Source organism: Bacillus salipaludis (assembly GCF_030938565.1).
GTDB lineage: Bacteria > Bacillota > Bacilli > Bacillales > Cytobacillaceae > Neobacillus > Neobacillus salipaludis_A.
The window spans coordinates 2,965,616-2,976,446 of record NZ_JAVGVR010000001.1; the positions used below are offsets into that span (position 1 = coordinate 2,965,616).

The 10,831-nt window shown below is 37.6% G+C and carries 11 protein-coding genes; 9 read left to right on the forward strand and 2 right to left on the reverse strand.

What is annotated here, in order from left to right:
- Positions 1–104: 104 nt before the first annotated feature.
- Complete coding sequence (locus tag RCG21_RS14660) at positions 105–1,529, reverse strand: Na+/H+ antiporter NhaC family protein (RefSeq protein WP_133333348.1); 1,425 nt, start codon at positions 1,527–1,529, stop codon at positions 105–107.
- A gap of 205 nt (positions 1,530–1,734) precedes the next feature.
- Positions 1,735–2,703: an NAD(P)-dependent alcohol dehydrogenase gene (locus tag RCG21_RS14665; protein ID WP_308913322.1), complete on the reverse strand. Its 969-nt coding sequence runs from the start codon at positions 2,701–2,703 to the stop codon at positions 1,735–1,737.
- A 317-nt stretch (positions 2,704–3,020) separates the two neighbouring features.
- On the opposite strand from RCG21_RS14665, the gene glnA reads away from it, so the two are divergent.
- From glnA to RCG21_RS14710, 9 genes are all read left to right on the forward strand, one after another.
- Positions 3,021–4,385: a type I glutamate--ammonia ligase gene (gene glnA, locus RCG21_RS14670; protein WP_308913323.1), complete on the forward strand. Its 1,365-nt coding sequence runs from the start codon at positions 3,021–3,023 to the stop codon at positions 4,383–4,385.
- A 1,057-nt stretch (positions 4,386–5,442) separates the two neighbouring features.
- A complete protein-coding gene (locus RCG21_RS14675; protein ID WP_081810792.1) occupies positions 5,443–5,553 on the forward strand; it encodes a YjcZ family sporulation protein in 111 nt (36 codons plus the stop codon).
- Between the two features lie 31 nt (positions 5,554–5,584).
- Positions 5,585–5,728: a YjcZ family sporulation protein gene (locus tag RCG21_RS14680; protein ID WP_133333344.1), complete on the forward strand. Its 144-nt coding sequence runs from the start codon at positions 5,585–5,587 to the stop codon at positions 5,726–5,728.
- Positions 5,729–6,185: 457 nt separating this feature from the next.
- The gene (locus RCG21_RS14685; protein ID WP_133333343.1) at positions 6,186–6,650 is read left to right on the forward strand and encodes a hypothetical protein; all 465 of its coding nucleotides are present in this window, start codon (positions 6,186–6,188) and stop codon (positions 6,648–6,650) included.
- Positions 6,651–6,757: 107 nt separating this feature from the next.
- The gene (locus RCG21_RS14690; RefSeq protein WP_235824732.1) at positions 6,758–7,453 is read left to right on the forward strand and encodes a Na-translocating system protein MpsC family protein; all 696 of its coding nucleotides are present in this window, start codon (positions 6,758–6,760) and stop codon (positions 7,451–7,453) included.
- Positions 7,454–7,558: 105 nt separating this feature from the next.
- Positions 7,559–9,412: a PAS domain S-box protein gene (locus tag RCG21_RS14695; protein ID WP_308913324.1), complete on the forward strand. Its 1,854-nt coding sequence runs from the start codon at positions 7,559–7,561 to the stop codon at positions 9,410–9,412.
- Between the two features lie 121 nt (positions 9,413–9,533).
- Positions 9,534–9,914 carry a VOC family protein gene (locus RCG21_RS14700; RefSeq protein WP_133333341.1) on the forward strand — a complete coding sequence of 127 codons (381 nt, stop codon included), beginning with the start codon at positions 9,534–9,536 and terminating at the stop codon, positions 9,912–9,914.
- A 152-nt stretch (positions 9,915–10,066) separates the two neighbouring features.
- Entirely contained in the window at positions 10,067–10,531 is a 465-nt protein-coding gene (locus RCG21_RS14705; protein ID WP_308913325.1) for a hemerythrin domain-containing protein, read from the forward strand.
- A complete protein-coding gene (locus tag RCG21_RS14710) occupies positions 10,515–10,820 on the forward strand; it encodes a hypothetical protein (RefSeq protein WP_133333339.1) in 306 nt (101 codons plus the stop codon). The genes RCG21_RS14705 and RCG21_RS14710 overlap by 17 nt, the downstream gene beginning before the upstream one ends.
- Positions 10,821–10,831: the final 11 nt, after the last annotated feature.

Sequence of the window (10,831 nt, forward strand, 5' to 3'; positions counted from 1 at the left end):
AATGTTACAAGAATTTTGTCATATTTTTGTGAGATACTAACATTTTCCAACATAACCAACATTTTAAGCTAGCTAATTCCTTAAAATCTGCTCACAAAAACGGCTCAAGAAACAAAAAAGCCGCCAATCGTATATAAAACAATTGAAATGACTCCTCCAATGGCCGCCACCTTTAATTTAAAACGTGCATAGTCGATAAGTGACATATCTAAAATGGTAGCGGTTGTAATGGTGGTATCCCCTAGTGGTGAGGTTAGAGCGCCAAAAGCTCCACTTGCAAAAACAGCACCCACGGTTAATGGGATAGATGCACCGGTAGAAACCGCTAAGGACATTCCTAAAGGCATGAATAATCCCCATGTTCCCCAGGAGGAACCAATAAAGTAACCGACAATTGATCCCAGCACAAAGATCGTGACCGGGGTCAAAAAGGCGGGCAAGAAGGAACCCAAAGTAGAACTAATAAATTTTGAAAAACCAAGATCTTCCGCCAATAAGGTTAATGACCAGATGAGAACAAGCAACGTGACGGCCTCCATCATTTGGTTTCCACCATCAAAAAAATGGTACAAGATTTCGTCCAATTTCTGTCGTCTCACTATGTAAAAAACAAAGGATAAAACAAGGGTGATGAAAACGGCTAATAGCATTACAAAGGTCGCATCGGCCATCGAAAAAGCTTCAAAAATTGTATGAGCTCCTTTAGCTCTGCCATTTTGCCACAATAGAAATAATGATAATCCGAGAAGTAAAAAGACGGGGAAAATCAAATTCCAAGGTTGGGCTTTTACCATCGATAATTCTCTTTTAATACCACTCCGGTGTAGGTCATTCGCTTCTTCATCTAACTGCTTTTGATTTAGGTTAAGAAGAGAAGATTTGTCTGCTTTAGTCCAGAAGGTTAGGACAATCCCGATAACTAACATCACAATAGCAAAAAAATTAAACAAAATACTTAGCAAAAAAACATGGTAGGAGGACATACCTAAATGAAGTTTGCCTATACTGCTTTCAACTAATGACACCATGAATCCAACAAATGCCGTAGCAACCGGCAGAAGGACAATCACTGACTCTGTTGAAATATCCATCGTTAGTCCGACCTTTTGCTTTGGCAAATTCATTTTTTTAATCAAAGATTTAACAATCGGACCAATCATCATAATTCGAAACATCGGCATCATAAACGTAAAAAGGAGGGTAAACCAAATCAGTCCCAGCAGTCCGCGCTCTGTTTGAATTTTATTCCCAACCCACTCTGAAAAGCCCTTTATACCTCCAGAAATGTTCATCATCCCAACCAATCCGCCAAATAAATATAGAAATCCAATGATTTTAATATTATTTCCAGCGGTTAAAGTTGTCACAATATAGGATACCGTTTGATAGACTCCAGCTAATAAATCAGCTTTAAAAATCAATGACCCCACTAGTAAACCGAGGATAAGACCAGGCAGGATGTTTTTTAGCCAAATGGACATGGAAATGACGATAATAAATGGAAACAAAGAAAGCCAAGTATGATTCAAAGTATCTCCCCCAATCTGATCCTTATATATGAAGAACTTATTCCTTTATTATGACCACTCATTAGAAGAAAAATGAGGAACCGGAGAATTAGGTGGTCAAATAGGGGAAGGGTATCAACGCTTTGATAGTGCCTAGGTTAAAAACACAAAAACACTACAAATGAATTTGCAGTGTGAATTTTTTATAAATGAAACTACCTTTAATTTATACAGTAAGGACAATTTTTCCTTGAGCATGCCCTTCTGCAAAATACCTGAAAGCGTCATGCACATCATTTAATTTATAGCACCGATCAAGAACAGGTTTAACTTGGCCCGTTTCAAGAAGTTCTTTTAAATAAATCAAATCTTGTTGATTAGCCCTATGTAAGAAGGTACTCATTTTCTTTTTACCAAGCATTGAAATTAAAGGTCCCAGTACCATGGCTTGAAACATTTGAGCACCTGAACCACCTACATGTACAAAAATACCATTTGGAGTTAAGACTCGCTTATACGCAGTTATTGGATGAGATCCGTTCACACCCAAAATTAGGTCATAACGCTGATGGCTTTTGGTAAAATCCTCCTTCTTATAATCAATTGCATGGTCCGCCCCAAGCGAACGTAAAATCTCTAAGTTTTTCGTACTGCACACACCCGTAACCTCAGCCCCATATGCTTTGGCGAGCTGTACCGCGAAAGTTCCGACACCACCGGATGCGCCATTTATCAATACCTTTTGTCCTGATTGTATTTTACCTTTATTCCGTATGGCCTGAAGAGCTGTTACACCCGCCATTGGGACTGCAGCAGCTTCTTCAAAGGACAAATTGGTTGGTTTTAATGCAATTGACTGCTCGGGGATCGCTGCATATTCTGCAAAGCCACCCCAGCCACAACCTGATAAGTCTCCGAATACATCATCACCAGGCTGAAAGTTCTTAACATTTTTTCCGACCGCTTCAATCCGCCCTGCTATGTCACCTCCAGGTATGGGGTATTTTGGTTTTAATAGCCCGAAGGCAAAGCGGGCTAAGAAAGGTTCGCCTTTTAAAAGAACCAAGTTTCCAAAATTAACAGATGTTGCATGAATTTTTACGAGTACCTCATTCTCCTTAGGAATTGGTATATCCACTTCCGTTACTTTAAGGACATCTGGCGGACCGTATTGGTCATAAACGATTGCCTTCATTGGAAACCCCCTTATTTTTTGAAATGATGATTACACAAAAATTGCGGAAAAAGAGTCCTTAAATAAGATATTACGAGTATGAGGAAATTAAGACTAAAATGATTTATATACGCGCGACTGTATATTTATTAAAATATTAATTGGAAACAAAGGTTGAAAATCCTTAATTAATCACTGTAGATGAAAACGCTTTCTAAAAAAATACTATAAATATTCAAAAAATATTCAAAAAAATATTGTCAAAGGATGATTTTTTCACTATAATCAAAAATATTAGATGTGAGGAAATATAACATGAGAATGAGGGGTAATGTGACATGACTGAAACGCTTATTTCAAAAACAACTGCTGCGGATACAACTCTTGAACAAATAAAAGAAACCATTTCAGAAAAATCTGTGGAACTATTACATTTACAATTTGTCGATATCGAAGGGATCTTAAAGCACGTAACCGTAACAACAGAACAACTCGAGGATGTAGTTGAAGGAAAAATGATGTTTGATGGATCTTCGATTAAAGGTTTTTCACCGATTAATAAATCCGACCTTTATCTTCAGCCAGATCTAAATACATTTGCAGTTCTTCCTTGGACAGTTGAAGAAGGGTATTCAGAAGCTCGTTTCTTATGCTCGGTAAAGAATCCAGATGGAACGCCTTATGAGGGAGATACAAGAAATGTTTTGAAGAAAACTGTTGATCGTGCAGCTGAAAAAGGGTACTCGATTTCAGTAGGACCGGAATTAGAATTTTTCCTTTTTAAAACAGATGAAAACGGATATGCTACCCAAGAGCTTGGGGATAAAGCAGGCTATTTTGAGCCATCTCCACACGATCTTGGCGAGCGCGTTCGTTTAGAAATCTACCGTGCTTTAAAAGCGATGGGCTTTACGATTGAAGCATCTCACCATGAAGTGGCGGAAGGGCAGCATGAAATCAATTTTAAATATGCAGATATTTTAACGGCTGCAGACCTTTCCACTACTTACAAATGGGTAGTCAAAACAGTGGCGAAGAAATTTGGTTTACACGCTACCTTTATGCCGAAACCAGTTTTTGGAATCAACGGTTCTGGAATGCATGTCAATATGTCCCTCTTCAATGAAAGCGGAAATGCCTTCTTTGATGAGACGGATGAGTTACAATTATCAGAAGAAGCATACAAATTTATTGCAGGTATTTTAGAAAACGTGAAGAGTTTTACTGCCGTGACTAACCCGCTTGTGAACTCCTACAAGCGCTTAGTTCCTGGTTATGAAGCACCTTGTTATATTGCCTGGTCTACTTCGAACCGTTCAGCATTGATTCGTATCCCAGCAAAAAGAGGTCTGGCCACACGGGTAGAACTGCGTTGTCCAGATCCATCTTCCAACCCTTACCTAACATTTGCGGTGATTGCTTCTGCAGGGTTAGACGGGGTAGAGAAGGAATTAGAAGTACCTGCTCCAATTAATGAAGATATTTTCCATATGGATGAAGAAACTAGAGCGTTCAAGGGAATTGACAGCCTTCCTGGCAGCTTGGCAGAAGCGGTCAGTGCATTAGAAGCTGGCGAAATTGCCGCTAATACCCTTGGTGAACATGTCTACAACGAATATGTCTCTATGAAAAAAGCCGAATGGGATAGCTACCGTACAGCAGTCCACACATGGGAAATCGAAAACTATCATACTAAATTTTAATGATTGATAAAGCGGGGATGCTCCCCGCTCAGGCTGTCGAAAATCTTTCGATAGCCTTTATTTTGTTTGCTCTCTTTAACAATTCACTGCGTTAATTAATTATAATGTTTTAACTGTGCCACAAGTCTGTTGATTTCCGCTCCAGGCACAAGCGGTTCTCGGGCGTGCCGGGGAGCCTCCTCGTCGCTTCGCTCCTGCGGGGTCTCCCCAGCCCCGTACTCCCGCAGGACATTGAATGCTCCTCGAAACCACCCACGCACGAAGGAAATGCGATAGCATTTCCGAGGAGTCTTCGTGCCTTCCGCTCCAATCAACAGGTGCATTCAATAAAGATTTAAACTCCTTAAGTGTCTAAAATAAGTGGATTTAATGTTTAAGCTAATATAGGTTACTCAAAGTGAGTATGAATTTGTAACTATGATGAATTAGTTTCAAATGACCCTCTTCTAGTCTTAATTGCAAATAATATTGATTTTTCGATTCTTCTTGAAAATGTTCATCCTTATTATAATGAGGATAATGGCCGCAACTAATCCCCTTTTTCTTTTTAAGATATGTATATTGGGTATCTTTTTGGGATATTTTTGATAGACAATATAGTTGGGTGACTTGTTTTATTTGCGGAATCAACCCATTTAAAAGCAAGCACAAATAAACAAAGTAAAGGTAGAGACTGGCGAATATATAGCAAATTAATAATTGATTTTGCCCCTCCTGTTGATTGGAGCGGAGGGCACTCGACTCCTGCGGGATAAAGAGGTCACTGGAGACCCCACAGGCGCAAGCGCCGAGGAGGCTTCAGGACCTCCCCGCGGAAAGCGAGTGACCTGAGCGGAAATCAACAGGCCCTTTTGTAGGGACTATCAATTAAAATTTGTATTTAGATCTAGCAAAAAATAAAATTGCCAAGAAAAATATCCTTTCTCGACAACCTAAGCGGGGATCCTCCCCGCTTTATTTCATTTTCAGCGAGAGATAAACACCAAAATAAACAAGCCCTGCCAAAATCATGACGTTTGCATAGTATATATGGAGTTAAAGAAGGGAGGTCTTAGTAATGGATGGTGCAGGTGCTGGTGGAGGTTTCGCATTGATCGTTGTATTGTTTATCCTTCTTATTATAATTGGAGCGTCGTTTATCGGCGGAGGATACGGCGGCTTTTATTAAAAAATAAAAATTAAAGAAAGGTGGAATAAATATGTTTGGATACGGTGGTTTCGGCGGTGGATTTGGAGGCTGCTGCGGTTATGGATATGGTGGGTTTGGAGCAGGCGGCGGCTTTGCTTTAATCGTTGTATTATTTATTCTTTTAATCATCATTGGAGCAGTTTGCTTTTATTAATTGAACACCCATAGATATTCAAATTAGAAAAAGGCCTGAATGGGCCTTTTTTTCTTGAATTGGATTTCACGTGCTTTTGGCGGAAGTTTGGCTGGACCTTCTGTTCCCCCATGTATGTAGCCCAAAGTTTCGCCATTCCAACTGTTGGTAAAGGGTGGGTCTCGTCGAGTTCGAATGTACTTAAATTTATTGGTATCATGCCATCCATTGGCTGTAAATCCATCAGGTATCCCCTTATTCCGTTTTTTGGTTTAGAATTATCATGAAAAATAATTTTATTCTCTTTGGATTTTAAGGAGAGTGACTCCCTCTATCGGTAAACATTATCCTTTATTTATTTACATATTTTAGGAGGTTGAGGGAGATAGTAATATCAAATAGTAATATCAAAAATGGCTGGCTTGAAAAACCACCTTTAGCACCAAATCGAAAAGAAATTGCAAGGGGTTAGAAGAATGTGGCGAATCCGAAAGAAGCGTTATTTTGGAGTATTGCCTTACCGGGCTTTGGGCAATTAATTAATGGCAAATACCTAAAAGGACTCCTTTTTATAGTTTTAGAATTTATCGTAAACGTAAAAGCTCATTTTAACGAAATTATTAGATTAAGTTTTCATGGTGACATCGAAAATGCAATTGCTCAAGCAGATTATCAATGGTTGTTGTTTTACCCCTGTCTGTACTTCTTTGCTATGTGGGATTCCTTTAGAGATGCTGGGGGAGGAACGGATAAACATTCGTTTTTCCCATTTGTAATGACAGCATATTTTGTAACGGTAGGGTGTATTTATTCCTCAAACTTTAAATTATTTGGAGAATTACTTGGGCCAGTTTGGTTACCTATACTATGTGTAATTCCTGGATTAATCGTGGGGATCGCATTAAGAGGTATATTGCAAAAAAGGGTTAGGTCGGAAATTTAAGATAGTTTATAGTAAATAAGTAGTATTGAACTTCAAGATTTGGAAATATAAAATAAAAATTAGGATAAAAGAAATAAAGCTTTTATCTTTATAAAGGATGAGCAGGTTTGGAAAACAAACAGGTACAAATGGAGTTGGCAAGTTATATTGGAAGATCTTTACGTGAAAATTTCGGAAAAGGACCTGAATCGGTATTTGTTTCCTATAATCAGTCGATATTGACGGTATATTTACGAAACTTCCTTACTCCATCTGAAAATGTTTTGTTAGCACAAGATCAGGAAGCGATTGTTCAAAAGACAAGAGATATGTTAATGCAAACACTCATTCCTGAGTTTAAGGCCTATATTAAAATTTTAACCGGGATGGAAATAAAGGAATTTTATTATGATTGGGGACTTCACAATAAAAGTGGTGTCTTCGTTGGCATAAATACTTCTTCAACAGAACCTGGTGAAACCATTAATGATTTATTTGTAGGAAAAGAGCTGCTTCACGAAGAAATTAAAAGAATCAGTCTTCAGGCTCAAAGAGAGCCAGAGGAAGTGGAATCGTTCCTTTTAAACCAAAGAACATTGGTGATCATACGAAAAGGGATACTCGTATCCATCGAAAGGGAATTAATTCGATTAGGGAGTTCAGAAACTTTAAGACTTGCTAAACGCAATCTTGAAAAAAGATTATTACATAATAGCAATCATTTTGAAACGATTCTCAAAACAAAAGTAAATGATATTTTTGTGGATTGGGATTTTAATCTAGATAAGAGCGCCATCGTGCTCATCTTAACACCAACAGCATAAAGGCGGTAGTGAGTTAGACAAAAGAGCTAAACACAAGCCAAGATGGGGATTTTACTCATCTTGGCTTTTTTATTTAAAAACAGGGAAAGGAACTGGTAGAGAGAGATGAGCAGTCCCATGGAAGCAATCAAAAGCGAAAAGAGGCAATTATTAATAAACCATGTAACCGAAAAAATGACCAGTAACCAAACCTTGTTTAAAGAGAATGAGGATGCAATTGTCATTTTTGATTTAGAAGGCCATATTGTCCAAGTAAATCCTGCCTTTGAAAAACTATTACTCTATACTTTCGCAGAATCGATTGAATTGAAGCTGCAAAAGCTGTTTCCGATTGAAAGTTTGGATATGGTTTTTCACTATTTTCATAAAGCTTCATTCGGTCAGGTCCAAAACTTTGATTGTGTAATGATCACGAAACAAGAGAAATTGATTGATTTAAATATAACCAATATACCTATATCTGCCGATGATAAAGTGGTTGGAGTTTGTGCATCCCTGAAAGATATAACCCAAGTAAAAAAGAAAAAATCTGAGGTTAGAAGAATAGAAGAATTTCACCGTGTCTTGACCGAGCATGTTCTAGATATCATCCTAACTACAAATATAATGGGAAAAATTCATTATGTATCTCCTTCCTGTGAAAAAATACTTGGGTATGAGGCGGATGAAATCATTGGTCAACATTTCTCGTTATTGTTACACCCTGAAGACAAGGAAAAGGCTTTTAAGGAACGTGAAAAAGTACTTACATTGCTTGAAGACAGCAGAGACTCATATCGGTACGTCAAAAAAGACGGCAGTTTTGTTTGGATTGAATCGATATGTAATCCCATCGTGGACCATGATACAAAAAATATCATTGAAATCGTCAGTGTGATCCGGGATATAACGGAGAGAAAGCAGGCAGAAGAAGAATTATGGAGCAGGAAAAGAGCCTTTCGGGATTTAGTAGAGCATTCACCAGATGCGGTGATTATCGCCAAGAATGAGAAAATCCTTTTTATAAATGAAACAGGTATTGATTTATTAGGACCTGAACGCATGGAGAACTTCATTTCGAGATCCATCTTAGACTTCATCCATCCAGAGGACCATCAGGAAGCGAAAAAAAGAATCAAAAGTATTATGGACGGGAATAGAACCGAATTTAAACCCTATCAAATCATCCGTTTTGATGGAAGTACCTTTGATGGGGAAGTAAAAGGCATTCCTACCTTTTTTCAAAAGCAGTCAGCTCAGCATATTATTATTCGGGATGTTACTGAAAAGAAAAAGACACAGGAACTCTTGCGGAATTCGGAAAAATTAACGATCGCGGGACAGTTAGCTGCTGGAATCGCTCATGAGGTTCGAAATCCTCTTACTGCCATAAAAGGATTTCTCCAGCTAATGGAGGCGCAGGTTAAGAATAAGACGTACTTTGAAATCATTCAATCTGAGATGGAAAGAATTGAACTAATCCTCAGCGAGTTATTGGTTCTCGCCAAACCACAAGATTTGAAATTTGAAATTGAGAATATACAGTCATTAATCAATGATGTGAAAACATTAATTGACACGCATGCCATTATGAATAATATTTTGATAAAAATTGTGAATGAATGTAAGGATCTAACCATTAATTGTGATAAGAACCAATTGAAGCAGGTTTTTATCAATTTTTTAAAAAATGCGATTGAAGCAATGCCTGATGGCGGAAGTATTACAATTGAAATTAAACAATATAGTGAGGAAAAGGTGAAGATCTTTTTTAAAGATACCGGGAGGGGGATCCCGCATCATATTTTAAAACGAATTGGGGAACCATTTTTTACTACAAAAGAGAATGGAACAGGACTCGGTATTATGATTTCGAAGCAAATTATCGAAAATCATAATGGAAGCGTTCATATTTGGAGCGATAACAAGGGAACCATTATTGAAGTCATTATCCCGGTGAATAATGGTTTGACAATATAATGAGATAGAGGTATATAGCTCCTCACTATTACTTTAGGATGAAAGAGAATACTATAGTGTTTTTTTTCCATCTAAGAAAGGTGGTATAATTCCATTAAATAATATTAAGGGAGTGATCTTGTTGATTAATACAGTCGGTCAAATTATGTTGTATGTAAATAATCAAGATGAGGCAGTGAATTTTTGGACAGAAAAGGTAGGGTTTACTGTCATTTCGGAGCAAGATAACGGTCAAGGGATGAGATGGATTGAAATCGCCCCGACAAATGTAGCGGAGACGAGTATTGTTCTCCATAATAAGGAACTAATTGCTAAAATGCAGCCTGAATTAAATCTTGGAACACCTTCTTTGATGTTTTTTACGAAAAATTTCGATCAATTACATAATGACTTAACAAATAAAAACGTTACAGTCGGTGAAATTGTAAATATGCCTACAGGCAGAGTATTCAATTTTGCAGATAGTGAAAATAAATACTTTGCGGTAATGGAAAAAAAGTAAATTTGACTAATAATGATAAAAAGGCACGAGTTTTATAAAAACTCGTGCCTTTTTATATTGGTGAATTTACCGCAGTGAATGATTAGAGAAAAATCGGTTGGAAAAACTTACTAATGGTAAGAATCGAATATAAAAAGAAAGGATGAATCAAATTGTCAGGACCTAGTTTAAGAAAACAGGATGCCCATACTTCCATTCATGAGTCAGCATTAAATGAGGCAAAAGAACTACGTGCTTTATTGAATAAATGCCTTAAAGAGGAACAAATCGAAAAAGCCCTAAAAGTTACAGAGGTAACCATTGAACATTGGGAATCGCGGACATTACAGCATGCAGAATCCGAAGAAGAAGGGTTATATAAGGAAATGGCAGAGGAGAAGCCTTATTTACGCCAGCTTATCACCCAGCTCACTCGTGATCATGACCTTATGCGTAGAATCGTAGAACAAATGAGGAACCTGCTGATTCAGGATGAGATTGATTACAGAATGATCTCTTTACTTGATTCCTTAATTATCGTGGACTCCATTCATAATGAAGATGAAATGAATAAACTACTAACAAAAAACGAAAGCTACGACAAGAAAGTTATGGAAAAAGGTGAAGATATTGCTTGAAGAAAAATTATTACGTTATGCGGCACCAACATTATATACCAAAATGGTCGGAATTTTTTCAACCTATCATCTACATCCCTATGATGTACATGCTACCGCTTTAAAGGAAGAGAATGGGTATGAGGTTTCATTAAAGTATTCTACTGATTTTTCTCAATTCGTCACACAACATTTCACCTTTAAACAGGTGGCAGAACCTGATGAAGAGGTGACCCAATTTTTTGAAAGAGCTGCAGATCAATGTAAGTCTTTGTTAATTGCAGATTACTATAAAATGATAAAGCCCTAAGGAGTTGAAAG

Excerpts from the sequence above, each read along its gene's own strand:
- RCG21_RS14665 (WP_308913322.1), bottom strand. The coding sequence starts at position 2,703 with ATGAAGGCAATCGTTTATGACCAATACGGTCCGCCAGATGTCCTTAAA.
- RCG21_RS14680 (WP_133333344.1), top strand. The coding sequence starts at position 5,585 with ATGTTTGGATACGGTGGTTTCGGCGGTGGATTTGGAGGCTGCTGCGGT.
- RCG21_RS14675 (WP_081810792.1), top strand. The coding sequence starts at position 5,443 with ATGGATGGTGCAGGTGCTGGTGGAGGTTTCGCATTGATCGTTGTATTG.
- glnA (WP_308913323.1), top strand. The coding sequence starts at position 3,021 with ATGACTGAAACGCTTATTTCAAAAACAACTGCTGCGGATACAACTCTT.
- RCG21_RS14695 (WP_308913324.1), top strand. The coding sequence starts at position 7,559 with ATGAGCAGTCCCATGGAAGCAATCAAAAGCGAAAAGAGGCAATTATTA.